22 protein-coding genes are annotated in these 23,729 nt (G+C 64.0%); 21 read left to right on the top strand and 1 reads right to left on the bottom strand.

What is annotated here, in order from left to right:
• Positions 1-84: 84 nt before the first annotated feature.
• From H7007_RS01795 to H7007_RS01780, 4 genes are all read left to right on the top strand, one after another.
• Positions 85-1,383 (top strand): phenylacetate--CoA ligase family protein, encoded by a 1,299-nt coding sequence (locus H7007_RS01795; protein ID WP_287152779.1) that lies wholly within the window; start codon positions 85-87, stop codon positions 1,381-1,383.
• 12 nt (positions 1,384-1,395) lie between these two features.
• The gene (locus H7007_RS01790) at positions 1,396-1,827 is read left to right on the top strand and encodes an ACT domain-containing protein (RefSeq protein ID WP_287152778.1); all 432 of its coding nucleotides are present in this window, start codon (positions 1,396-1,398) and stop codon (positions 1,825-1,827) included.
• A 15-nt stretch (positions 1,828-1,842) separates the two neighbouring features.
• Positions 1,843-2,262 (top strand): secondary thiamine-phosphate synthase enzyme YjbQ, encoded by a 420-nt coding sequence (locus H7007_RS01785; protein ID WP_287152777.1) that lies wholly within the window; start codon positions 1,843-1,845, stop codon positions 2,260-2,262.
• A 115-nt stretch (positions 2,263-2,377) separates the two neighbouring features.
• Entirely contained in the window at positions 2,378-2,785 is a 408-nt protein-coding gene (locus tag H7007_RS01780) for a hypothetical protein (protein WP_287152776.1), read from the top strand.
• A gap of 29 nt (positions 2,786-2,814) precedes the next feature.
• Here the strand turns inward: H7007_RS01780 and H7007_RS13640 are convergent, their stop codons facing one another.
• Positions 2,815-4,116 (bottom strand): M28 family peptidase, encoded by a 1,302-nt coding sequence (locus H7007_RS13640; RefSeq protein ID WP_287152775.1) that lies wholly within the window; start codon positions 4,114-4,116, stop codon positions 2,815-2,817.
• 286 nt (positions 4,117-4,402) lie between these two features.
• Here H7007_RS13640 and H7007_RS01770 point away from each other — a divergent pair, with 286 nt between their 5' ends.
• The 17 genes from H7007_RS01770 (at position 4,403) to H7007_RS01690 (ending at position 23,538) form a co-directional block, all read left to right on the top strand.
• Positions 4,403-4,561: a hypothetical protein gene (locus H7007_RS01770; protein WP_287152774.1), complete on the top strand. Its 159-nt coding sequence runs from the start codon at positions 4,403-4,405 to the stop codon at positions 4,559-4,561.
• Positions 4,558-6,444: a 1-deoxy-D-xylulose-5-phosphate synthase gene (gene dxs / locus H7007_RS01765; RefSeq protein ID WP_287152773.1), complete on the top strand. Its 1,887-nt coding sequence runs from the start codon at positions 4,558-4,560 to the stop codon at positions 6,442-6,444. The genes H7007_RS01770 and dxs overlap by 4 nt, the downstream gene beginning before the upstream one ends.
• Positions 6,445-6,517: 73 nt before the next feature.
• Positions 6,518-7,393: a TlyA family RNA methyltransferase gene (locus tag H7007_RS01760; RefSeq protein ID WP_287152772.1), complete on the top strand. Its 876-nt coding sequence runs from the start codon at positions 6,518-6,520 to the stop codon at positions 7,391-7,393.
• Between the two features lie 141 nt (positions 7,394-7,534).
• Positions 7,535-8,383, top strand: coding sequence for an NAD(+)/NADH kinase (locus tag H7007_RS01755; protein WP_287152780.1), 849 nt, complete (start codon positions 7,535-7,537; stop codon positions 8,381-8,383).
• 27 nt (positions 8,384-8,410) lie between these two features.
• A complete protein-coding gene (recN, locus tag H7007_RS01750) occupies positions 8,411-10,105 on the top strand; it encodes a DNA repair protein RecN (RefSeq protein ID WP_287152771.1) in 1,695 nt (564 codons plus the stop codon).
• Positions 10,106-10,439: 334 nt separating this feature from the next.
• Positions 10,440-11,291 (top strand): metal ABC transporter substrate-binding protein, encoded by an 852-nt coding sequence (locus H7007_RS01745; RefSeq protein ID WP_287152770.1) that lies wholly within the window; start codon positions 10,440-10,442, stop codon positions 11,289-11,291.
• Positions 11,288-12,100, top strand: coding sequence for a metal ABC transporter ATP-binding protein (locus tag H7007_RS01740; RefSeq protein WP_287152769.1), 813 nt, complete (start codon positions 11,288-11,290; stop codon positions 12,098-12,100). The genes H7007_RS01745 and H7007_RS01740 overlap by 4 nt, the downstream gene beginning before the upstream one ends.
• Positions 12,101-12,134: 34 nt before the next feature.
• Positions 12,135-12,281 carry a hypothetical protein gene (locus tag H7007_RS01735; protein WP_287152768.1) on the top strand — a complete coding sequence of 49 codons (147 nt, stop codon included), beginning with the start codon at positions 12,135-12,137 and terminating at the stop codon, positions 12,279-12,281.
• The gene (locus H7007_RS01730; RefSeq protein ID WP_287152767.1) at positions 12,275-13,090 is read left to right on the top strand and encodes a metal ABC transporter permease; all 816 of its coding nucleotides are present in this window, start codon (positions 12,275-12,277) and stop codon (positions 13,088-13,090) included. The genes H7007_RS01735 and H7007_RS01730 overlap by 7 nt, the downstream gene beginning before the upstream one ends.
• Positions 13,091-13,491: 401 nt before the next feature.
• The gene (pyrG, locus tag H7007_RS01725) at positions 13,492-15,132 is read left to right on the top strand and encodes a CTP synthase (protein WP_287152766.1); all 1,641 of its coding nucleotides are present in this window, start codon (positions 13,492-13,494) and stop codon (positions 15,130-15,132) included.
• 188 nt (positions 15,133-15,320) lie between these two features.
• A complete protein-coding gene (locus H7007_RS01720) occupies positions 15,321-16,445 on the top strand; it encodes a M20/M25/M40 family metallo-hydrolase (RefSeq protein ID WP_287152765.1) in 1,125 nt (374 codons plus the stop codon).
• A complete protein-coding gene (locus tag H7007_RS01715) occupies positions 16,445-16,993 on the top strand; it encodes an NUDIX domain-containing protein (RefSeq protein ID WP_287152764.1) in 549 nt (182 codons plus the stop codon). The genes H7007_RS01720 and H7007_RS01715 overlap by 1 nt, the downstream gene beginning before the upstream one ends.
• A gap of 195 nt (positions 16,994-17,188) precedes the next feature.
• A complete protein-coding gene (ald, locus tag H7007_RS01710; protein WP_287152763.1) occupies positions 17,189-18,349 on the top strand; it encodes an alanine dehydrogenase in 1,161 nt (386 codons plus the stop codon).
• An 88-nt stretch (positions 18,350-18,437) separates the two neighbouring features.
• Entirely contained in the window at positions 18,438-19,364 is a 927-nt protein-coding gene (xerD, locus tag H7007_RS01705; protein ID WP_287152762.1) for a site-specific tyrosine recombinase XerD, read from the top strand.
• Between the two features lie 192 nt (positions 19,365-19,556).
• Positions 19,557-20,909 carry a radical SAM protein gene (locus tag H7007_RS01700; RefSeq protein ID WP_287152761.1) on the top strand — a complete coding sequence of 451 codons (1,353 nt, stop codon included), beginning with the start codon at positions 19,557-19,559 and terminating at the stop codon, positions 20,907-20,909.
• Positions 20,910-21,192: 283 nt separating this feature from the next.
• On the top strand, positions 21,193-22,137 hold the full coding sequence (locus H7007_RS01695) for a hypothetical protein (RefSeq protein ID WP_287152760.1): 945 nt from the start codon (positions 21,193-21,195) through the stop codon (positions 22,135-22,137).
• Positions 22,138-22,224: 87 nt separating this feature from the next.
• Positions 22,225-23,538, top strand: coding sequence for a phosphopentomutase (locus tag H7007_RS01690; RefSeq protein WP_287152759.1), 1,314 nt, complete (start codon positions 22,225-22,227; stop codon positions 23,536-23,538).
• Positions 23,539-23,729 lie beyond the last annotated feature (191 nt).

Below are 23,729 nucleotides of genomic sequence, written 5' to 3'. Positions count from 1 at the left end.
GGAAGCGCCTTTTCGGGGCCATGGCCCCTCGGCCATCTGGTAAAATAACCCGTAGTCCACGTCAGGAGAAAGAGGGGAGAGGATATGGATTACTTCAACCCGGTGGAGGTACTGGAGAGGGAGAGGCTGGAGGAACTCCAGCTGCAGCGCCTCAGGGAGACGGTTGACCGCCTCTACGAGAAGGTGCCCTTCTACAGGAAGAAACTGGATGAAGTCGGATATAGACCCGGGGATATCCGGGACCTTTCCGACCTCAAGAAGCTGCCCTTCACCACCAAGGACGACCTCAGGGAAAACTATCCCTTCGGCCTTTTCGCCGTACCCATGCGGGATATCGTGCGCATCCACGCCTCTTCCGGGACCACCGGTAAGCCCACCGTGGTGGGGTACACGGCCAATGACATAAGGGTGTGGGCCGACCTCGTGGCCCGGACCATAGTGGCCGCCGGGGGGACCCCGGACGACATCGTGCACGTGGCTTACGGCTACGGCCTGTTCACCGGGGGACTCGGGCTGCACTACGGGGCGGAGATGCTGGGGGCCACGGCCCTGCCCATGTCCGGCGGCAACACCAAGCGCCAGATCCGACTTATGGTAGATTTTGGAAGTACAATCCTCTGTTGCACCCCCTCCTATGCCCTGAACATAGCCGAGGTCATGCGGGAGATGGGGGTCACGCGTGACATGATCAAGCTCAAGGCCGGCATCCTGGGGGCGGAGCCCTGGACCGACGAGATGCGTAGACAGATAGAGGAAGAGCTGGGGATATCCGCCCACGACATCTACGGCCTCTCCGAGGTGGTGGGGCCGGGTGTATCCATCGAATGCGGGGAGAAGAACGGCCTGCACGTCTTCGAGGATTCCTTCATACCGGAGATAATCGACCCGGACACCGGGGAGAGCCTGCCCCCGGGGCAGAGGGGAGAACTGGTCTTCACCAATATCAACAAGGAGGGTCTGGCCCTGCTGCGCTACCGCACCCGGGACATATCCGCTTTGGACGTATCGCCCTGCCCCTGCGGGCGCACGCATATCCGCATGAAGAGGATCACCGGGCGCACCGACGACATGCTCATCATCCGGGGGGTCAACGTCTTCCCCTCCCAGGTGGAGGCAGTGCTCATGCAGATACCCGGCATCAGCCCGCATTACCAGCTGGTGGTCGACCGGGTGGAAAACCTGGATGTGCTGGAGGTCCAGGTGGAGGTCTCTCCGGAGGTCTTCTCGGACGAGATAAAGAGGCTGGAGGAGCTGGAGCGCCGCATCGCCGACGAGGTCCAGAGCTACCTCGGGTTGAGCGTCAAGGTGAGGCTCATGGAGCCCCGCTCCATCCAGCGCAGCGAGGGCAAGGCAGTGAGGGTAATCGACCGGCGGAAGATGTAGGAGGTACCCGGGTTGAAGGTTAGGCAGGTTTCCGTTTTCCTGGAGAACAAGTCGGGCAGGCTTTACGAGGTCTGCAAGTGCCTGGCCGAGGCGGAGGTCAACATCCGGGCTCTGGCCATCGCCGAGACCGCGGATTACGGCGTGCTGAGGCTTATCGTCAACGATCCGGATAAGGCGGTGAGGGTCCTGACGGAGGAGAACTTCACGGTCAGCGAAACGGAGGTCATAGCCGTGGAGGTCCCCGACCGTCCGGGGGGGCTGGCCGGTGTCCTGGCACCCCTTTATGACGCCAACGTGAACATCGAGTACCTGTACTGCTTCGTGGAGAAGAGCGGCGAGAGCGCCATCGTGGTCTTCCGCGTGGAGCAGATAGACAGGGCCATCCAGGCTCTGCAGGGGGGCGGGTTCACGGTGATGCGCGAGGAAGACGTCTATCGCATCTGAGCCGGAGGGTGGGAGATGCCCGTCTATACGACCAGCCTGGAGTTTTCCACCCGGGGAGGGTCGGAGATAATCGACATCACCGGGAGAGTGCAGGAGAGCCTCACCGATTCCCGGCTCCGCGAGGGGCTGGTCACCGTCTTCGTGCCCGGCTCCACCGGTGGGGTCATCACCCTGGAGTACGAGCCGGGGTTGATGAGGGACCTGGGAGAGGCCTTCGAGAGGCTGGCGCCGAGCGGCGTGGCCTACCATCACGACCGGACCTGGGGTGACGGCAACGGGCACAGCCATGTCCGGGCTTCACTGGTGGGCCCCTCCCTGAGCGTGCCCTTCCGGGAAGGGCGGCTCATCCTCGGGACCTGGCAGCAGATCGCCTTCGTGGATTTCGACAACCGGCCCCGGCGCAGGGTGCTCATCGTTCAGGTCATAGGAGAGTGAGTCCCGTCCGCTGCGGGATGGCTTCAGTCGCGGAAAAGAGACGTTCATGGCCGGAACCGCTTCCCGCTTGAAAAAGGTTCCTTATTGCTTACGCGTCCTCCTTTACTATGTTTTAATGTTTTTCATCTTCCGCTACCCGGTGTACGGGTACCTGGACAGAAACCTCTCCCGGCAGATACTGGGGGTGAGGGACACTTTTCTGACCACCCTGGTGATCCTGGCCCACCTTCTCCTCTGCTCGATACCCCCTTGGCTCTGGAGCCGACATAGCCTCGGCCGTACGCTCTCCCGGGGCCTGGAATCATTCGCCTGCTACGCTGCGGTCTTTATGAGCCTGGGTTTTATCTACTCCCTAGCCGAGGAAGGCAGCTGGAAGGCCTGGTACGGCCTTACTGCGGGGGGGAGTGTATGGGAGCGTCTCCTCACCACCGGCGCTCTTTTCTCGGCCTTCCTGATCTCCGCCTGGTGGGGCGGGAGAAGGGTCGGGCACCGCCGGAGGGCCAGCCGCGCGAGGAGGAGATGAGGAAAGGAGGAAGCCCGCCGCCGGGGAATTTACCTTTCTTGTTTTTTGGAAACCGGACCGCCAGAGCGCATTTTGGACTTTCCGCGACGTAATCCCCCGTGGTCGGCGGCGTCCACCAGGGCACGGACGAAATCCAGGGCCAGGCGGAGGTTTCGCGGATCCACGTTGGCCTGGTCGTCCCGTTCCCACCTCCAGTGACGGGGAATGGAAGATTCCTCCCTCCCGGTGACCGTCATGGCCCGGTGACCGCGGGAAAGGAGCTGGAAGGCCTCACCTGGGTAAAGGCGGTTGGCGGACATTCCCCTGCTGTAGTGCGCATAGGACTCGATTATGCGGTGGGCCAGCCTGAGAAGGCGCCGGTCGGCGTGGAATCCGGGGAGGGGTCCCTCTTTTGCGTTGCAGGCAGGGAATCCGCGCCCTACCCCCTCCAGGACCAGGAAATAGGCGTCGCGCAGCTCCCGACGGTGACGGCGGATCAGCACGCGGGCTCCCCTGCCATTGGCCTCCGATGCGCCGGTGAAAACGAACCAAAGCTCTGCGGAATGAGGGCGGTGCCGTGAATAGTTGCGGGCCATCTCCAGGAGAAGGGCCACACCCGAGCCGTTGTGGTTGCCTCCCGGGGAGGTTCGGCTGGAGACTGCCTTGGAAAAAAGTGCCAGCATGGATAGGAAGGGGACGGTCGAGAAGGCCAGGCCCGTTCGCCAGAGGAATTCCAGCTTCGAGGAATCCATGCTCAGGAGGCGCCCACCGTAAGCCAGGGTGAAGAGGATGAACAGAGCTCCCTGGGCCGCGGCGTCGGCGATCCGGAAAAGACGATAGAGGGAAACCAGACCGGGGCGGTAGTAAAAGGCGCTCTGCGGGCTGTCCAAGTGGGCCAGGAGCACGAGGCGGACCTCGGGCTCCCTCTCGGGTAAGGACCTGGCCACGACGTTCTCCGAGCGGCCGATGGGACCAAGCCACGAAAAGGGGTTCCTCCCGTAACGTTCGAGGAGGAAGCAGAGGAACCCGGTGGACACCAGGGCGTAGGAGAGGTGCCCGTTCACCGGGAATAGTAAGACGCCCACCACTATGAGCAGGCGGGTGAAGGTCTTGGCCCAGGCGGTGGTGACTGGGGTACGGAAATCCTCAACCTCCACCCGGTAGCCCAGTTCCTCGAGCTCTCGCTGTACGTATCGGGCTGCTCTCCTCTCGCCCTTGCTCCCCGGGGGACGGGGCCCGATGTCCGCCGCCAGGTGGCGGGCTGGCCAGGCGACGCCTTTCTCCCAGCGCCTGGACCTCGATTCCCGAGACGCGTGAACGGTATGCTGGAGAACCCCGTCCTTTTCCTCCACCACTGATGACCTTCGATTCGGTGAACGACGTTCCCGGCGGAGGGCCGGAAAACGCCATATCCTCCGACGAGTCGTGAACATCATACAATATTTCAACGTCATACAGCGCGTGACCTGCGCCGGGACGCGGATGAGTCCGTTTTTCGCAGTCATGACCGCATAGGCTACAGGTGATAAGGCCACGCAGAGGGAATAGAATAGTGAAGGACGGGCGGGGAGACCGATGGAATGACTGGAATCGGGGATTCTGAATACCATCCCCGGAGGAACGGGAGGTGCAGAGGCGTTGGCGGAAGAACCCGATTACTCGAGCCGCCTGAGAAGGATAAGGGAGAAGCTGGAAGCCATGGACCGCGAGGAAGACGCAGAGGCGGCCTTGGACCTACTGGAGAAGGCCGTAGAGGAAGCGGAGAGCCTGGGCTCGGAGCTGGAGGGGGAGAAGTGAAATCCACACCCTTGCTGGACTCCCTGTCCGGGCCGTCGGACCTAAAGGCGCTCGACTACCGCGAACTGGAGATCCTGGCGGAGGAGATAAGGTCGGTCATCGTGGAGACCACCGCCCGGTGTGGGGGCCACCTGGCGCCCAGCCTGGGGGTGGTGGAGCTGACCCTGGCCCTGCACCGGGTCTTTGACAGCCCCCGGGACCGCATAATCTGGGATGTTGGGCACCAGAGCTACGCCCACAAGCTGGTGACCGGGAGACGGGAGTCCTTCCGGAATCTGAGGTGCCGGGGCGGCTGCAGCGGGTTCACCCGGAGGGACGAGAGCCCTCACGACGTGGTGGATGCCGGGCATGCCAGCACGGCCATCAGCTACGCCCTGGGCCTTGCCGTGGCCAGGGACCTCAACGGCGAGGATTATGAAGTGGTGGCGGTGATCGGGGACGGAGCCCTCACCGGAGGTCTGGCTTACGAGGCACTAAACCAGGCCGGAGCCCTGAAGAAGCACCTGATAATCGTGCTCAACGACAACGGGATGTCCATCTCCCGCAACGTCGGTGCCATGTCCACCTATCTCACCCAGTTGCGCCTGAACCCGCGCTACGTCCGGGTAAAGGGCGGGATCAAGGAGCTTATCGAGAGCGTGCCCGTGGTCGGAGCGCCCACCGACCGCCTTATCCATTCCCTGAAGGAAAGGGTCAAGAACTTCCTCATCCCCGAGTTCATCTTCGAGGAGCTGGGGATAAAGTATGTTGGCGTGGTCGACGGTCACGACATACGTGCCATGGAGAAGGACCTGGCCCTGGCCCGCGGGGTGGAGGGGCCGGTCCTCATCCACGTGGTCACTCGCAAGGGTAGGGGATACCCTCCCGCGGAGAGGGAGCCGGACCTCTACCACGGCGTCGGCCCTTTCGAGGCGGAAACGGGGAGGATCAAAGGAGGTGGGGGAAAGCCCACCTTCACGGAGGTCTTCGGCAAAGTGATGTGCGATATGGCCCGGGCGGAACCCCGCCTGGTGGCCATAACCGCGGCCATGAAACTGGGCACCGGCCTGGACGACTTCGCCGCCCTCTATCCCAGCCGCTTCTTCGACGTGGGCATCGCCGAGCAACACGCGGTGACCCTGGCGGCCGGGTTGGCCCTGGGGGGGTACCGTCCGGTGGTCTCCATATACTCCACCTTCCTCCAAAGGGCCTTCGACCAGCTGGTGCAGGAGGTTTGCCTACAGAACCTCCCGGTGATCTTCACCCTCGACCGCTCCGGTCTGGTGGGAGAGGACGGGCCGACCCACCACGGGGCTTTCGACCTCTCCTACCTGCGCCTCCTTCCCAACATGACGGTCATGGCTCCCGGTGACCAGGAAGAACTGCGGGACATGATGTGGGCTGCTCTGGAGATGGAAGGCCCGGTGGCCATCCGTTACCCCCGGGGGAGCGGTAGATCGGAGCGGGTGGACCCCAGGCCGAGACCCCTGCAGCTCGGGCGCGCCCAGGTGGTCCGCGAGGGAGAGGGCGAGGTGAGCATCATTGCCGTGGGGCGCATGGTGGGGATCGCCCTGGAGGCGGCGGAGATCCTCTCCCGTGGAGGGGTAGAGGCGGAGGTGGTGAACGCCCGTTTCGTAAAGCCCCTGGACGAGGAGATGCTCAGGGAGCGGGCCAGGAAGCGCCGTCTGCTGGTCACCCTGGAAGAGAACGTGCTCACCGGAGGGTTTGGGGAGGCGGTCGCCGCACTGCTCAAGGAGGAGAAGACCGACTGTCTGCTGGTGCGCATGGGATTGCCGGACCGCTTCGTGGAACACGGAAAGGTGGAAGAACTCTTCTCCGCCCTGGGACTGGACGCCACCTCGGTGGCCGGCGAGGTGATGTGCGCCCTGGGCGGAAGGGGATGAGCTGGGCTTGCAGCGACCGCGCTCTGTCCTACCTGGCATATTCCCGGATTTCCCGGGGATACGGTGAATGGGGATGGAAAGGCTCGACCGCTGGCTGGTGGAGAGAGGTTACTTTCCTTCCCGGGAAAGGGCACGCCTGGCCATAATGGCCGGAGACGTGGAGATAGAGGGAAGAGGAAAGATCCTCAAAGCGGGGACCCTGGTCCGCCCCGGGGACCGGGTTGTTGTCCGCGAGCGACCGCTTTACGTCTCCCGAGGCGGGGAGAAGCTGGAGGGAGCGCTACTGAGGTTCGGGCTGCGGGTGGAAGGGAGGCAGGCCCTTGACGTGGGTTCCTCCACCGGCGGCTTCACCCACTGCCTCCTCCGCAACGGAGCGTCGAAGGTGGTGGCCCTGGACGTGGGGAAGGGTCTCCTGCACTGGGACCTCAGGCGGGATCCCAGGGTGACGATACTTGAGGGGCGGAACGTGCGCTTCCTCCGCCCCGAGGACCTTCCTTACACGCCGGACCTCGTGGTGGCGGACCTCTCGTTCATCTCCCTGCGCAAGGTGCTGTCGGTCCTCAAGGATATACTCTCTCCCGGGGGCGATCTTGTGGCCCTCATCAAGCCGCAGTTCGAGGCGGGGCGGGCGCAGGTGGGGAAGGGAGGCGTGGTTCGCGACCCCGCGGTGCACCGGGAGGTCCTGCGGTTGGTGCTGGAGGAAGCCCGCGCAATGGGCCTCGTCCTGCGAGGTCTGGCGCCTTCCCGCCCACCGGGGGCGGACGGCAACCGGGAGTTCTTCGCCTGGTGGTCATCCGGGTCAGGGGAGGGGATCCCTACGACTGACTGGGATAAATTGGTAAATGCTGTGGTCGAGGAGGCGTGGAGGGAAGGGAAGGGCGAAGCCCGCGGGAGGCGGGGGGTGAACGCGGGAGATGCAAGGAAGGCTGTAGCCGAGGAGGTGGGATAAATTGGTAAATGCTGTGGTCGAGGAGGCGTGGAGGGAAGGGAAGGGCGAAGCCCGCGGGAGGCGGGGGGTGAACGCGGAAGATGCAAGGAAGGCTGTAGCCGAGGAGGTTACGGACGGAGAGGAGGGTGCATCTTGAGGAACGTGGGCATCATGCCCCACATCTTCAAGGAGGAGACACTCCGGGCAGCGAAGGAACTGGGGCGCTGGCTTGAGGAGAAGGGCCTGGAGGCGAGGATGCTCCCCGGAGATGCCGAGGCCGCAGGGTGCCCGGGCAGGGGGGTGGAAGAGGAGGAGTTCCTCCGCGGACTGGACCTGGTCATATCCCTGGGCGGTGATGGAGCCATGCTCCGCGCCTCCTCCTTCGCCTACCGGGCGGACGCCCCGGTGGTGGGAGTGAACCTGGGCAAGAAGGGATTCCTCACCGCCCTGGAGATGGAGGGGATGTATGCGGGGCTGGAGGAAGTGCTGAAGGGGCGCTACCTCTTGCAGGAGAGAATGCTCCTGGAGTGCTGGATAAGGGAGGGATGCGGAGGCCGTCCCCTTTACGCCATCAATGAGGTGGTGGTAGGGAAGCGGGAGCTGCAGAGGATGATACGCCTGGAGGTGGAGATAAACGGCGAATATTTCCATTACTACGCGGGGGACGGGGTGATCTTCTCCACCCCCACCGGCTCCACCGCCTATTCCCTCTCCGCGGGCGGGCCCATAGTCGAACCCACCCTGGAATGCATCATCCTGACCCCGATATGCAGCCATTCGCTGGTTGACCGCTCGGTGATAATCTCCCCCCAGAGCGAGATAGAGGTCCTGGCCCGGCGGGAGAAGGTCATGCCCTCCATCTCCGTGGACGGCAGGGAGGAGGTGGAGCTGCCTCATGGAGGCAAGGTCCTCATCCGCAAGGCGCCCCGGCGATTGAAGATGGTCAAGGCGGTGGGGTATTCCTTCTATACCCTCCTGCGGGAGAAGTTCGAGTTCCCCGAAGGCAAGTGAGGCATTGGACCACTCCGGAGGTGCGGGATGCTGAGGGAGTTGCAGGTCCGTAACCTGGCCCTGATCAGGGAAGCGCGCCTGGAATTCGGCCCCGGCTTCAACGTGCTCACTGGGGAAACGGGGGCGGGGAAGACGGTACTGGTGGAGGCCCTTGCCCTCCTCCTGGGGGGAAGGGGGGACGCCGGGTTCGTGAGTCCGGGCGCGGATAGGTTGGAGCTGGAGGCGGCCTTCGACCCCCCGGAGGGGCAGGAATGGCGCGATCTCCTGGCGGGCGAGGGTTTGGAGCCGGAGGAGGAGCTCATCCTGCGGAGGGTGATAACCGCCGACGGGAGGAGCCGTTGCTACGTCAACGGACGTATGTGCCCGGTGGGCACCCTGGCTCGCTTGGGGGAACACCTGGTGGACATCCACGGGCAGCACGAGCACCAGCGCCTGCTCCGTCCCTCCACCCATCTTGAATATCTCGACGGCTTCGGGGGCCCGGAACATGCCGATCTCCTCGGCGATTATCGCCGGCTCTACCGGCGCTGGAGGGAGGCGAGGGAGCGTTACGAGTCGGCATGCCTTGAGGAGGCGGAGAGGCTGCGGGAGATGGACCTCCTACGTTACCAGGTACGCGAGATCGAGGCCGTGGATCCCCGGGAGGGAGAGCTGGAGGAGCTCTTGAGGGAACGCAGGAGGATGCAGAATCGGGAAGAGCTCTTCCTCGCCGTACGCCAGGCCTACGAAGCCGTCTCCGGAGGAGAGGAGGGGGAAGGAGCCCTGGACCGGCTGGGGGAAGCCAGGCGTTTGCTGGAGAGGGCGTGTGCCCTGGACGAGGAGGTCTCGGAGTGGGCCCTCCGCATGGAGGAGATGGAGGGCGCCCTGTCCGAGCTCACCCGGGAGATGCACGCTTACCTGGAGGCTCTGGACTTCCAGCCGGGACGTCTGGAGGAGGTGGAAGCGCGCCTCCGGGACCTCTCCAGCCTGGCCAAGAAGTACGGTGCCCATACCGGCGACATCCTCTCCTATCTGGAAAGGGCCAGGATGAGGCTGGAGGATCTGGAGGCCCTCGACGAAAGGAGGGAAGAATACCGCGAGGAGGCGGAATCCCTTCTCGTGGAGGTAAGCGGGAAGGCGGAAGCCCTGAGGGCCTCGAGGAAGCGGCTGGCGGAACGCCTCACTCGGGAGGTCAACCGGGAACTGAAGGAACTGAACATGGGCGGGATGCGCTTCCGCGTGCGCATGGAGGACCTGGAGGACTACGGCGAGAAAGGGGCCGACCGCGTGGAGTTCCAGGTCTCACCGGGCAAGGACCTCCCCTATCGTCCCCTGGCCCGCATCGCTTCCGGCGGGGAGCTCTCCCGCATAGCTCTGGCCCTGAAGCTGGTGCTGGCGAGGGCGGACGCCGTCCCTACCCTGGTCTTCGATGAGGTGGATTCGGGAATAGGAGGGGCCACAGCCGACGTGCTGGCTCGGAAGCTATCCGGTATCTCCAGGTTTCATCAGGTCTTCTCGATCACGCACCTCCCCCAAGTGGCAGCGGCTTCCGACGTCCATCTGGCGGTTGAGAAACGGGTGAGCGGGAGAGGAATAACGACCGATATCCGGAGGCTGGACGCATCGGGTAGAGTGGGGGAGCTGGTGCGTATGCTGGGTGGGGAGGAGCGAACGGCCCGGGACCATGCCCTGGCCATGCTGGGGGGAAAGGCCTCGCCGCCGGGAGGAGGCGGGGGGGAATGAGGGCGGGATGTTCGCCGTGGGGGCGAAGAGGATCGCCGGTAAAGGGGGACGATATGGGGAGGGGGATGAGGAGGTAAACGATGACCATCGAACTTCCCGGAAGGGAGTGGTTTTCGCCGAGCCCTTTATGGGAGTCCGAACGTGATGTGAAGAGGAAAAATCGACGGTCTCTCCGGTGAGGGCTGGAGGGGAGGTCGCGAGGTAAGGCCTTCGGAAAAGTCGACCGATGACGCGCAGACGCCACATACCGCTCCTAGTGATGTCGGTCGCCCTGCTCATGGCAACCCTTGTCGCGGGTTGCGGCGGAGGGAGGCGAGGGGATGGGAAGCCGCGCGTGGCCGCGGATATCGTGCCCCTGGCCATGATCTGCCGGGAGGTGGGAGGCGATCGCGTTGAGGTGGAGGTTCTGGTCCCTCCCGGATCAAGTCCTCACACCTATGAGTTGTCGCCCGGGCAGGTGAGCTTTCTCTCCAGGGCGGACATGCTGGTCTTAAACGGCCTCGGGCTCATACCCTGGGAGGAGAGCCTTCCCTCCCGGGTGGGAAGACCGGACTTGGTGGTGGTGAGGGCGGCAGAGTCCGTGCCAAACGAGGAGCTTCTACCCGCCGTCTCGGAATGGTCGGAGGGGCAGGGAGAAGGGGAGGCAGGAGGGCCTCGGGGGTCCGAAACCTACGACCCGCACCTGTGGCTGGATCCCCTCCTGGCCTTGCGCATCGTGGATGCCATGGAGGAGGGCCTGGAGAGGGTGGACCCGGAGAACGCTGGCTATTACCGGGAGAGGGCGTCAGAGCTCAGTGCCAGGATCACCTCTCTTCATGAGGAGGTTCTCAGGCGCACGGCGGCCTTTAGCCACCGAGAGTTCATCTCCTTCCATTCCAGCTGGTCTTATTTCGCCCGCCGTTACGGTCTGCGGCAGGTGGGAGTGATCGAGGAGCTGCCGGGAAAGGAACCTTCGGCGGGGGATGTCGCCGCCCTGGTGAAGTTGGCCAGGAGCTGGGGTGTACGGGCCGTCTTCGCCGAGGAGCAGTTCAACCCCCGTGTGGCGGAGGCGGTGGCCGAGGAGACCGGGGGTGAGGTGAGGGTGTGGACGCTTGACCCCTTGGGGGATCTGGGGGACCCCAGGAAAGGGGATTATTGCTCCCTCATCCTCTACAATCTGGAGATCATGGAGGAGGCCTTGAGGTGAAGAAGTGCCGGGTGCGCGAGTTCCTGACCTCGGGGAGCGAGGGGCCGCGCGAAGTCATACAGGTCCAGGACCTCTGGGTACGAAGGGACGGCCATACGGTCCTGGAGGACATAACCTTCAATGTCCGAGAGGGGAGTTTCCTGGGGATAATCGGGCCCAACGGGGCGGGGAAGACGACCCTCCTGCGGGCCATTCTGGGCCTGGTGACCCCGGAAAGGGGGAGTATCCGCGTCCTGGGCCTCAGCCCTCGGGAGCTGAGGCACGAGCTGCATCACATAGGGTACATGCCCCAGCAGGTGCTCTTCGATCCCCGCTTCCCGGTCTCCGTCTACGACGTGGTGATGATGGGGCGGGCCTGCTGCATCGGGCCCCTGCGATTCCCCACCCGAGCGGACCGGGAAGCGGTACTCCGCAGCATTGCCGATGTGGGACTGGAAGGGCTGGAGAGGAAACCCATCGGGGAGCTGTCCGGCGGGCAGCAGAAGAGGGCCTTCCTGGCGCGCGCCCTATGCCTCGAGACGAGCATCCTCCTCCTGGACGAGCCCACCGCGGGGTTGGACCTGGAGTCCCAGGCAAGGTTCATGGACCTCCTGGTGAGCTTGAAGGAGGAGAGGAGGCTCACGGTGGTCTTCGTCTCCCATGACGTCAACGTCCTGGCCCGTTTCGCGGATGAGATAGTGTGCATAAACCGCAGCATGCATCTGCATGGGCCCCCTCGGGAGGTGTTGGGGAGCGACAGGCTCAGGGAAGCATACCGTTGCGAGTTCGATTTCCTGGCCGGAGCCGGTTCCCCGAGCCCGTCCGCATAAGGTGTGTTGCGGCTGCTCGCATCAAGGCGGGAACGTGAACTCGTGGGATGGGGAGCCGTTGTCCCGCAGCTCAGGCGGTGAAGCGCTGAGGGAGGTTCAGATGGGCTTCGCCTCCCGCGACCTGGCGCGAGGCGATCACGGCGGGCAGGTCCGGGAGGCGGGAAAGGAGGAGGGATGTTGACCTACGGGTTCGCCCAGAGAGCCTTGGCGGGAGGCGTGATCATCGCCGCAGTGTGTTCCCTGCTCTCATTCTTGGTGGTGGTCAGAAGGATGGCCTTCGTGGGGATGGGGATTTCCCACGCCGCCTTCGGAGGCGTGGCCGTGGGGCTGGTGACCGGCTTGGACCCCCTTCTCGCCGCGGGAGGTTTCTGTGTGCTGGTGGCCTTGGGAATCGGGTGGCTGGGGGAAAGGGGGAGGATGCATGAGGACACCATGATCGGGATCCTCTTCTCTGCGGCCATGGCCCTTGGCGTGGTGCTGGTCAGGGCGGCCCGTGCCTACAACCTAGACTTGATGAGCTACCTCTTCGGCAGCATACTGGCACTGGGCTGGACGGACGTGCTGACCATCGGGGCCACGGCCATCCTTTCCATGGCCTTCATTTGCCTCTTCTTCAAGGAGTTGCTGTTCATGGCCTTCGACCGCGAGACGGCCATAGCCAGCGGCCTCCCGGTGAGGGGTGTGGATTACGCCTTCCTGGTCGTCCTGGCCCTGGTGGTGGTGGTGTCCATAAAGCTGGTGGGTATTATCCTGGTGTCCGCGCTTCTGGTCATACCCGCCGCGACGGGAATGCAGCTCTTCCGCAACTACCGTGGTGCACTGGTCGCCGCGGAGGTGGTGGGCGTGGCCTCGGTGGTCCTTGGGCTCTACCTCTCCTACCTCCTCGATGTGGCCTCCGGCGCGTCCATCGTCCTGGTGTTGTTCTCCGCGTTTCTACTCTCCTATGCCTTCTCTCCGCGCAGGGGGTACCTGCGGCGCCTCCACCGGTGACCCTCAGCGGTGGAGTCCTTCCTGCTGGTTGGTTAAAGAAAGGGTGAGTTTGGTGTGAATCTCCATGATAGGAGGGTAGCCTCTCCGATTTTCTTATGGGACAACCAACGAGACCGGGAGGGAGTTTTTTCTCGATGCGAAAGGGTGCGGTTGAAGGGACATCCGGTATACTCTATACTTGGAAAGCGGGATGATGACCGGAAAGAGGGGTGAGCGGTCATAACCGTAAGCGAGCGCTTGAGGACGGAACGAGGACGGAATCCCGGAGGTTCGTAGGGATTCCGTCTCTTTTTAAAGAATAAATTTCCGGGGGCCGCGCCGCCCCGGCCGGGCCGCGGAAGGCGTGGCGCAAAACGGGGGTGAAGAGCGAACGGCAGCCGATATACGGGGGAGGTTGAAGGATGCCGGTTAAATACATCTTCGTGACCGGGGGCGTTTCCTCTTCCCTGGGGAAGGGGATAACCGCGGCCTCTCTGGGCCGCCTGCTCAAGGCGCGCGGCCTCAGGGTGACCATGCAGAAGATGGACCCGTACATCAACGTGGACCCCGGTACCATGAACCCCTTTCAGCACGGCGAGGTCTTCGTGACCGACGACGGTACGGAGACCGATCTGGACCTGGGCCACTACGAGCGCTTCGTGGACGAGCATCTGGGAAGGGAGAACAACGTCACCACCGGGAGCGTGTACTGGTCCATCATCACCCGGGAGCGCAAGGGCGAGTTCCTGGGAGGGACGGTGCAGGTCATCCCGCACATAACCAACGAGATCAAGGAGCGTATCCTGCGCCTCACCCGCTCCACTGAGGTGGACGTGGTCATCACGGAGATCGGGGGGACGGTGGGCGACATCGAGAGCCTGCCCTTCCTGGAGGCCATCCGGCAGTTCAAGAAGGATGTGGGGCCGGAAAACGTGATGTACGTACACGTCAGCCTGGTGCCCTACCTGGAGACCACGCGGGAGATGAAGACCAAGCCCACCCAGCACAGCGTGAAGGAGCTGCGCTCCATAGGCATCCAGCCCGACGTCATCGTCTGCCGTTCCAAAGAGCCCATCGGCATGGACCTCAAGGACAAGATCTCCCTCCTCTGCGACATCGATATAGAGGCCGTCATATCCGCACCCACCGCGGACTGCATCTATGAGGTACCCCTCATCCTCCACGCGGAGGGCCTGGGCGATTACGTGGCCCGCCACTTGGGGTTGGAGGGCCACGAGGAGGACCTCTCGGAGTGGGAGGAGATGGTGCGCCGCATCAAGGCCGCCGATCACGAGGTGAGCATCGGGATCGTGGGAAAGTATGTGGATCTCCCGGACGCTTACCTCTCCATCATCGAGAGCCTGAAGCACGGCGGTTTCGCACACTCCGCCAAGGTGAACATCGTATGGGTGGCCTCCGACGACGTCACCAGGGAGAACGCGGAGAGCGTGCTCTCCGGGCTGGACGGCATCCTGGTCCCCGGAGGGTTCGGGGTGCGTGGGGTAGACGGGAAGGTGGAGGCCATCCGATACGCCAGGGAGAACAACATCCCCTTCCTTGGCATCTGCCTGGGCCTGCAGTGCGCGGTCATCGAGGCGGCGCGTAACCTTTGCGGCCTGGAGAAGGCCAACAGCTCCGAGTTCGATCCCGCCACTCCGGACCCGGTCATCGACCTCTTGCCCAGCCAGAGGGACGTGGACGAGATGGGGGGGACCATGCGGCTTGGCCTCTACCCCTGCAAACTGTTGGAGGACTCCCTGGCCTACTCCTGCTACGGGGAGGAGGTCATCTACGAGCGGCACCGGCACCGCTACGAGGTGAACAACCATTACCGTACCGCGTTGCAGGAAGCGGGGATAGTGTTCTCCGGCCTCTCTCCCGACGGGAGGCTTGTGGAGATCATCGAAAGAAGGGATCATCCCTGGTTCCTGGCCTGCCAGTTCCATCCGGAGTTCAAATCCCGCCCCAACCGGCCGCACCCCCTCTTCAGGGAGTTCGTGGGCGCCGCATTGCGCCGGCGCATGGGGCAGGCCGAGGCCCCGGATCTCAGAGTGGTGGGTTGAGACGGTACGAGCTGGGGTCGCTCGCCGGGTGGAGAGCGGGGTTGCAGGAGGGGGATGGTGGAGGCCGAATGCGGGGCCTCCAGAGGCTAAAGGGATATTAGGGGACCTGGCGTAGCGCCGCCCGCACGCTGTAGAGTGCAGAGATTCGGCGTGAATCCGCGATTCGGAGACGAGGAGCGGCACAGGGGATGGAAGACCGGCTGCTGGACACCTTTCTCCAATTGGTAAAGATTGACAGTGAGTCCCTCCATGAGGGCCGGATTGTGGATTTCGTGGTCCGGTGGACCCGGGAAAGCGGCCTGGATGCCTACGTGGACAACGCGGGAAAAGCGGTGGGCGGGGAGGCGGGGAACGTCTACGTCCAAGTCCCCGCCCACGGGGTGGAGGCTCCTCCTCTGCTCTTCTGTTCCCACCTGGACACGGTGGCCCCCGGCAAGGGCGTAGAGCCTCTGGTGCAGGGGAGCAGGGTCATCTCCGCCGGGAAGACGGTGCTGGGCGCCGACTGCAAGGCGGGCGTGGCGGTCATGCTGGAGCTCATCCGTAAGGCCGGAGAGGACGGGTTCCCCCACGGACCCCTGGAGTTTCTCTTCACCATCGCCGAGGAGAGGCAGTTGCAAGGGGTGCGCAACCTGGAGTGGGAACGCATACGTTCCCGACACGCCTTCGTGCTGGACGGCTCGGGAGGGGTGGGGGGGATCATCAACGCTTCACCCACCCAGGACAACCTGGAGTTCGTCTTCACCGGGCGTGCGGCACATGCCGGCGTGGAGCCGGAGAAGGGGATCAACGCCATCTACGGGGCCTGCTGGGCGGTGAGCCTCATGCGCCTCGGGCGCATCGATTCCGAGACCACCGCCAACGTGGGGATAATCCGCGGGGGCAGGGCAGTGAACATCGTGCCCGACCGGGCCGTGGTGGAGGGTGAGGTCCGGTCCCTGGACAGGGAAAAACTGGAAGAACAGAGAAGGAGGATGGTGCGCGCCGCCATGGAGGCGGAAGCCGCTGTGGGGGTAGGGGTGGAGGTGAGGACGGAGAGAGCCTACGAGGGTTTCCGCATCGATCCCCGCGACTCCCTGGTTCGCCTGGCGGAGGAGGCCGGGAAGGCCATGGGGATGAGGATGGAGGTTCGTTCGTCGGGAGGTGGGAGCGACGCCAACTTCCTGAACGCCTCGGGAATAAAATCCTTGGTGTTGACCATGGGTTCCCGCGAGGCTCACACCACCCATGAGTATATAGAGATAGAGGACCTGCGCCGCCTGGAACGCCTGTGCAGGGAGATAGCCGGTGCGGCAGGGAGGCTGAGGGGAAAGTGATGGAGGGTCACGGACACAGGTTGCTGGAAAGGCGCACCGTCTTCGAGGGAAAGGTGGTGCGCCTTTACCTGGACCGGGTCCGCCTCCCCGACGGCCGGGAGGCGGAAAGAGAGGTTGTCCTCCACTGGGGAGCGGTGGGCATGGTCCCCGTGGACGGGGAGGGGAAAGTCGTCCTGGTGCGCCAGTACCGGCATGCCACCGGGGAGGCGCTTCTGGAGATCCCGGCGGGAAAACTGACACCGGAGGAGGAGCCATTAAGCTGCGCGGAAAGGGAACTCATGGAGGAGGTGGGATACCGGGCCGGCAGATGGGTTCATCTGGCTTCCTTCTACACCTCGCCGGGCTTTTCCAATGAGATGCTCCATCTGTACTTGGCCCTCGACCTGGAGGAGGGTGAGGCTTCCCCGGAAGAGGACGAGTTCCTCGAGGTTGCGAGCGTGCCGTTGGGGCATGCCTTGGAGTTGGTGAAGAGGGGGGAGATCAAGGATTCCAAGACGGTGGCGGGGCTGGCCCTGGCGGCTCTTCACCTGGAGGGAAGATATGCATGAGTAAAAGAGCGAACCCCTCCGCCGGGGGAGGGCCTCTTTCCTTCATTACATGAACCCGGTCTTCCAGGGAGGGACCCGCGGCGGATGAGACCCATATAACCATCTCGCGACCCGGCACGGGTGGGAAGTCATCCGGCGGGCGTAGAGGACGCGCCCGGGAGTCCGGGTCCGGCATGGGGGAATGGAGGGATAAAGGTGATCATCGGCGTGCCCCGAGAGATCGTGGACCAGGAGTACCGGGTGGCCCTCACTCCCCAGGGCGCCCACGAGCTGGCACACGAGGGCCACAAAGTGCTGGTGGAGAGGGGAGCAGGGGAGGGCTCCAGCATCTCCGACCACGAATACCGTGAAGCCGGCGCCGCCGTGGTGGCGGGCGCGGCGGAGGTGTATGGGGAATCGGAGTTGATCCTCAAGGTCAAGGAGCCCCAGGAGAGTGAATACCCCTACCTGAGGGAGAACCAGGTACTCTTCGCCTTTCTGCACCTTGCCGCCAACCGTGAGCTGACCGAGGAACTCCTGAGGAGAAAGGTCGTCGGGGTGGCCTACGAGACGGTGCAGCGGGATGACGGGTCCCTCCCCCTGCTGGCACCCATGAGCGAGGTGGCCGGGCGCATGGCTCCCCAGGTCGGCGCCCACTACCTGGAGAAGATGAACGGGGGAAGGGGGCTGCTTCTTGGGGGTGCCACAGGAGTGCCTCCGGCCACGGTGGTCATCCTGGGCGCGGGGATCGTGGGTTCCCACTCGGCCATTCTGGCCACCGGCATGGATGCCCACGTGATGGTCCTGGACAAGAGTGTGATCAAGCTGCGCTATCTGGAGCACATCCTGCACGGCCGCATCACCACTCTCATCTCCAACAAGATGAACGTGCGCGAGGCGGTCAGGGGGGCGGACCTGGTGATAGGCGCCGTACTGGTGCCGGGAGCTCGCTGCCCTATACTGGTGGGGGAGGAGACGGTGAGGGACATGCGGCCCGGTTCGGTGGTGGTGGACGTTTCCATAGACCAGGGAGGGTGCGTCATGACCTCACGCCCCACTACCCATTCCAACCCCGTTTACGAGGTGCACGGAGTCCTCCACTACTGCGTGGGCAACATGCCGGGAGCGGTGCCCCATACCTCCACCTTCGCCCTGACCAACGTCACCCTCCCCTATGTGCAGATGATAGCGAGCCTGGGGCTGGCGGAGGCCGTGCGCCGCGACAAGAGCTTGGCCCGAGGCGTGAACACCATCGAGGGAAGGGTCACCAGCCGGCCAGTGGCCGAGGCGCACAGCCTGGACTACGAACCTCTGGAATACATTCTCCCGCTGGAACTCCCCGAGGCCGGATACCAGGGCTTCCTTCGAAGCCCCTGAAAGTTGGGTCGGTGACCGCCGTTGGAGACAAGGGGACGGCCGCGAGGATACGGTCGAAAGATGCTGCGGAGCGGGAGGAAAGAAACCTATGGAGGTTGACGGCGCCTGGGCGGCGTTGTTGCGGGAGTTCCTGGTCTATATGCGGGCGGAGAGGGGGCTCTCGGAGCGTACCGTCGAGGCCTACCGGAGGGACGTAGGGCGCCTCGTGGAGTATGCCCGGAGGCAAGGCGTGTCCTCTCCGAGCGAGATGGAAAGAGAGCAGATCACCGCTTTTCTCGAGGAAATGGGGGAAAGCGGCCTCTCTCCGCGCTCGCTTGCCCGCCTCACGGCGTCTCTGCGCGCCTTTCAACGTTTTCTGGTCGAAGAGGGAGGGGGCGAACCGCTCCCTCTCGGAGACCTGCCTTATCCGCGCCACGCGAGAAGGCTGCCCGCCGTCCTCAGCCAGGAGGAGGTGAAAGCCCTCTTGGAGCAGCCCATGCCCGGGGATGCCGTGGGCCTGAGGGACCGGGCGATCCTGGAGACCTTGTACGGCACGGGAATACGCATCTCCGAGCTGGTCTCCCTGGACCTCGAGGACCTGGACCTGGAGGAGGGGGAGATGAGGGTCCTGGGGAAGGGGGCGAGGGAGAGGGTGGTGCCGGTGGGCGGTAGAGCCGCTGAGGCGCTGGCCTCTTACCTGGCCCACGGTAGACCGAGGCTTTCACGCCGCCCTTCCCAGCGGGCCCTGTTCCTGAACTCGAGGGGGGGAAGGATAACCCGCCAGGGGGCTTGGGGGGTGGTGAGGAAATACGCGGACAGGGTGGGCTTGGGGGGGAGGATGACCCCCCATACCCTGCGCCACAGTTACGCCACACACCTGCTGGAGAACGGGGTTGACCTGCGCTACATACAGGAGCTCCTGGGGCATGCCAGCGTGAGCACCACGCAGATATACACCCATGTGAGCCGGAAGAAGCTCAAGGAGGTGTACCTAAAGTCCCACCCTCACGCGGGAGGGCTCCGGGAAGGCCCTTGATATATGCCCCCTCGAAAAAGGCTTGTTCTCAAGTGATTTGGGATATAATAGGTAGGCAAGTGAAACGGGCGCCCCGATACGGTGTTTATTTCATGTGAAGCAAAGGGCAGGGCGGTTTCATGCTCGGGAAGGAGAGGAGGTGAGGCGCAGGATACCACGATAAAGGGCGTGGGGAGAGAAAGGAGGTGAATCATGCCTGACGTGACCGCCTTTCGAGACTACATGATCAAAAAGACCATAAACGGCTTGATCTTCGTTCTTCCCAACGTGCCGGACGACAAACTGCTCTCCTTCGCGGAGAAGTTCGTCCGGGAGATAAGGTGGCCGGACGGACAGGAGTTCGTCAGGAACCTGATACTCCAGGTGAAAAGGAGGCTGCCCGACCTGCACCGTAACGTGCGCCGGGGAGCCATAAACTTCCTCACCGATGCCCTTTTCTACAAGGCCAGGGTGAGGGAGGAGTTCGAGCGCCGTGAGGGGTTCAGCCCTCCCCTGCTCCTGGTCATCAGTCCCACCATGCGCTGCAACCTCCGCTGCGTGGGCTGCTACGCGGGTATGTATTCCAAGAAGGACGACCTTCCTGCGGAGGTGCTGGACCGGGTCATCCGGGAGGCCAAGGAGATGGGGATATACTTCATCGTCATCTCCGGAGGGGAGCCATTCTTCTACCAGCCGCTCTTAGAGATCTTCCGCCGGCACCACGACGTGACCTTCCAGGTGTACACCAACGGGACCCTCATCGACCGGGACCTGGCGCGGGAGATAGCCGAACTGGGGAACGTAATCCCCTGCATCTCCGTGGAGGGATACCGCGAGGAGACGGACCAGCGCCGGGGGGAGGGTGTCTACGACAAGGTGTTGAGGGCCATGGACAACCTGCGGGAGGTGGGAGCCCTTTTCGGGTTCTCGGCCACCGTCACCCGATTCAACTCCGACCTCCTCACCAGCGAGGAGTTCGTGGACTTCTACCTGGAGGAGAAGGGCTGCTTCCTGGGGTGGTATTTCCAGTACATGCCCATAGGGACCCGTCCCTCCCTGGACCTCATGACCACCCCTGAGCAGCGTATCCAGCGCTGGGAAAGGATAAACCGCATGCGGAAGGAGAGGAGAGCCCTCATCTCCGATTTCTGGTGCGACGGTCCTCTGGTAGGGGGTTGCATGGCGGGTGGACACAATTACCTACACATCAACCAGAACGGCGACGTGGAACCCTGCGTGTTCGCCCATTTCGCTGTGGACAACATAAAGGAGAAACCCTTGGCCGAGGCCCTCAACTCCGAATTCTTCAGGGCCATACGCAGCCGCCGCCCCTACCACCCCAACCTGCTTCGCCCCTGCATGATCATCGACCACCCGCACGTGCTGCGGGAGTGCGTGGCCCTGAGCGGAGCCCGGCCAACCCACCCCGAGGCGGAGGGGATCCTCACCGATCTGGCGCCTGACCTCGACCGCTACGGGGAGGAGTACGGGCGCCTGGCGGACGAGGTCTGGATGGAACATTACCAGCAGCCCTACCTGCGGGCGGAAGGAGGGGCCACGGCCTGAATTTGAAGACGCGTTTCCTGGGGGCCGCTCGCCCGGGCGGCCCCTTAACTTTTGGCGATTTTCCATACCCTCCTCAACACCGTGCGTGGTGGGGGCCGGATCGTTGGAAGGAGAACGGTTACGGGAATATCGGCTTTTCCATATGACTGCGTGAACGAAGGCAGGGAAGGAAAGAGGGGCGCCCGGAGTCGAAGAAGGCAGGGAAGGAAAGAGGGGCGCCCGGAGTCGAAGAACAATATAATATCTTTGTCGCTCAAGAAGAAGCTGAGGGGGCGGAGTATAGATGGACCAGATAATCTTCGGGGAGGGGTGGCTTGACCGCCTCTTGGACGAACCACCGGCTTCCCCAGGCGTTAAGGAGTCAGTCTGGGAGGCCATGCGGCGGGAGGAAGACAGGTCGAGCTGCAGGCGCAGCTGGAAGTGCGTGGAACTCCTCTTGAAAAAGGGGGAGGTGGGAAGGGCCCTGCGGGAGAGCCTGGATTGCCTCCACCGGGCCATGGAGTCCCTCCAAGACCTGGGCCTAGCGCAGGGCGAACTGGTCATGCCCTTCACCCCCTTCCTCATCGGCGGTGAAGGGATAAGCGCGGCCCTCCATCCTCGAGAGGACCTTTCGGAATCGAGCGTGCCGCTCGATGACCTGGAGGCCGTAGAGGCCCTGGAGTCGCTGAACCTGGTCCGCCGCCTGCTGGCCTCCTGGGGAGCTCCGAGCTGGAAAGGGCTCCCGGAGGGCCTCATACGGCGGCTGGAAGGCGACCTGGAGGAGCTGCGGAGGGTTCGCGAGGAACTTCAATCCCTGGATGAGGAGGACTTAGAGGCAGAGGCGGAGCTGGCGGACCACTATGCCGGTGCTTCCTCCAGATTCGCGCGGGATCTCTTCGAGCTCCACCTCCTCAACGCGCGGCATCCCGAGGTAAGGATGCGCTTCGGGATCCTCTGGGACCAGGTGGAGATGCTGATCGAGGACGGAAGCCTCGCGGCCGCGGCGCAGGAGGCCTTCGGCGTTCTTGAGGAAGCCTTCACCACCGCGGGACTGGGAGGGACCGACCTCCTGGAGATAGTGGACATCCTCTACCCCTATTTTACCGAGCCCGAGGAGTTGCGCCGGGCGGTGGATGCCATGACCGCCGGTCTCCGCAACAGCGGTGCCTTTCCGTGGGTGGGAGAGGAAAGGGGGTTCGTAGGGACCATAAGGAAGGCGCTGGAGGACATGGGCCTGCTCGAGGCGTGAGAACCGCCCCGCCTTACCGGCAGGCATGACGTCCGCAGCGGTCTGGAAGGTCCTCCCGGTGCGTGGAAGGGGATGGGGAGCAGGGTAATGGCGGGTAGGCTTGAGGGAGCCTCCAAGATGCGCGGAATAGGGCGCGTCATCTGGATAGTCCTGGACGGCGTGGGAGCGGGGGAGCTCCCCGACGCAGACGTGTACGGGGACCGGGGAGCCCACACCCTGGCCCACACGGCGGAGGCGGTGGGCGGGCTTTCCCTGCCCAACTTCGAGGACCTGGGGCTCGGGAACCTGGCGGAGATGAGGGGCCTGAGGGCACGCCCCGATGCGAAGGGCGCTTTCGGGAGGATGAGGGAGGCCTCGCCGGGCAAGGACTCCACCACAGGTCACTGGGAGCTGGCCGGCATAATCCTGGAAAAGCCCTTCCCCCTCTATCCGGAGGGCTTCCCGCCGGAGGTCGTGGAGGAGTTCGAGAGGCGCATTGGCAGGGAGGTCCTGGGGAACCGCCCCGCCTCCGGGACGCGCATCATAGAGGAGCTGGGTGAGGAGCACATGCGCACCGGAAAGCCCATCCTCTACACCTCCGCGGACAGCGTCTTTCAGCTGGCAGCCCACAAGGAGGTCATCCCCCTGGAGGAGCTCTACCGCATGTGCCGGGTGGCCAGGGAACTCCTGCAGGGCGAGCACGCGGTGAGCAGGGTGATCGCCAGGCCCTTCGTGGGCCGGCCGGGTTCCTTCCGCCGCGTGGGGGAGGAACGCTTGGACCTTTCCCTTCCCCCTCCCCGCCCCACGGTCCTGGACCTCTGCCGGGAGGCCGGGCTTCCGGTGGTCGGTGTGGGAAAGGTGGGAGACCTCTTCTCCGGACGGGGATTCCTGCGCAGCCCCCACACCTCGGGGAACGCGGAGACCATGAGCCGGCTGCTGGATGAGGTGAGGGCCGGCGGTGACGGCGTCATAATGGCCAACCTGGTGGACTTCGACATGCTCTACGGTCACCGCCGGGACCCGCGGGGTTTCGCCTCCGCCCTGCGCGAGGTGGACGGGTTCCTCCCGCGCCTTAAGGAGGCCATGCGCCCCGACGACCTCCTTCTCTTGGTCTCCGATCACGGGTGCGATCCCACTTTCCGGGGAACGGATCACACCCGCGAGCACGGAATCCTCCTCCTCTGGTGGTCTTCCATATCCCGCGGGGTGGACCTGGGGACCAGGGGGACCTTTGCCGACGTGGGAAGGAGCCTGGCCGGCCGACGTGGGAAGGAGCCTGGCCGACCTCCTGGGAGTGGACGGCTCGCGCCTCGACGGTACCAGTTTCGCTCCCATGCTCTTATGAGCTGCGGAGACCCCGGTTCCATGCGCCCAAGACCCTGGGGATGCTGGGGGCCGGCAGGGCGTGTGAAAGGCCTATGAACCCTTTATGGAAATTAATGCCAACCCATCCCGGCGAGCTTCAAGTCCACGAGTTCCGCCGCTTCAGTTCCGGCCGAGCAGGGTTTATCCTGAATGTGGAAAACCACGCATGAACGGCGAGGGTCCACAGGGAGCCGGCCGGTTGGAAACGGAAAAGGCGAGGAGGAGGACGAGGACGCTTTGGACGTCAT

Source organism: Candidatus Solincola tengchongensis, assembly GCF_015711935.1.
Taxonomy (GTDB): Bacteria; Actinomycetota; Geothermincolia; order Geothermincolales; family RBG-13-55-18; genus Solincola_A; species Solincola_A tengchongensis.
The sequence above is the reverse complement of the archived record's forward strand: the minus strand, read 5'-3'. Positions and strand labels throughout refer to the sequence as shown.

Bases quoted from the DNA above. Each gene is read 5' to 3' on its own strand.
- H7007_RS01795 (WP_287152779.1), top strand. From the start codon at position 85: ATGGATTACTTCAACCCGGTGGAGGTACTGGAGAGGGAGAGGCTGGAG.
- H7007_RS01785 (WP_287152777.1), top strand. From the start codon at position 1,843: ATGCCCGTCTATACGACCAGCCTGGAGTTTTCCACCCGGGGAGGGTCG.
- H7007_RS01780 (WP_287152776.1), top strand. From the start codon at position 2,378: ATGTTTTTCATCTTCCGCTACCCGGTGTACGGGTACCTGGACAGAAAC.
- H7007_RS01760 (WP_287152772.1), top strand. From the start codon at position 6,518: ATGGAAAGGCTCGACCGCTGGCTGGTGGAGAGAGGTTACTTTCCTTCC.
- recN (WP_287152771.1), top strand. From the start codon at position 8,411: ATGCTGAGGGAGTTGCAGGTCCGTAACCTGGCCCTGATCAGGGAAGCG.
- H7007_RS01730 (WP_287152767.1), top strand. From the start codon at position 12,275: ATGTTGACCTACGGGTTCGCCCAGAGAGCCTTGGCGGGAGGCGTGATC.
- pyrG (WP_287152766.1), top strand. From the start codon at position 13,492: ATGCCGGTTAAATACATCTTCGTGACCGGGGGCGTTTCCTCTTCCCTG.
- H7007_RS01720 (WP_287152765.1), top strand. From the start codon at position 15,321: ATGGAAGACCGGCTGCTGGACACCTTTCTCCAATTGGTAAAGATTGAC.
- H7007_RS01715 (WP_287152764.1), top strand. From the start codon at position 16,445: ATGGAGGGTCACGGACACAGGTTGCTGGAAAGGCGCACCGTCTTCGAG.
- xerD (WP_287152762.1), top strand. From the start codon at position 18,438: ATGGAGGTTGACGGCGCCTGGGCGGCGTTGTTGCGGGAGTTCCTGGTC.
- H7007_RS01700 (WP_287152761.1), top strand. From the start codon at position 19,557: ATGCCTGACGTGACCGCCTTTCGAGACTACATGATCAAAAAGACCATA.
- H7007_RS01695 (WP_287152760.1), top strand. From the start codon at position 21,193: ATGGACCAGATAATCTTCGGGGAGGGGTGGCTTGACCGCCTCTTGGAC.
- H7007_RS01690 (WP_287152759.1), top strand. From the start codon at position 22,225: ATGGCGGGTAGGCTTGAGGGAGCCTCCAAGATGCGCGGAATAGGGCGC.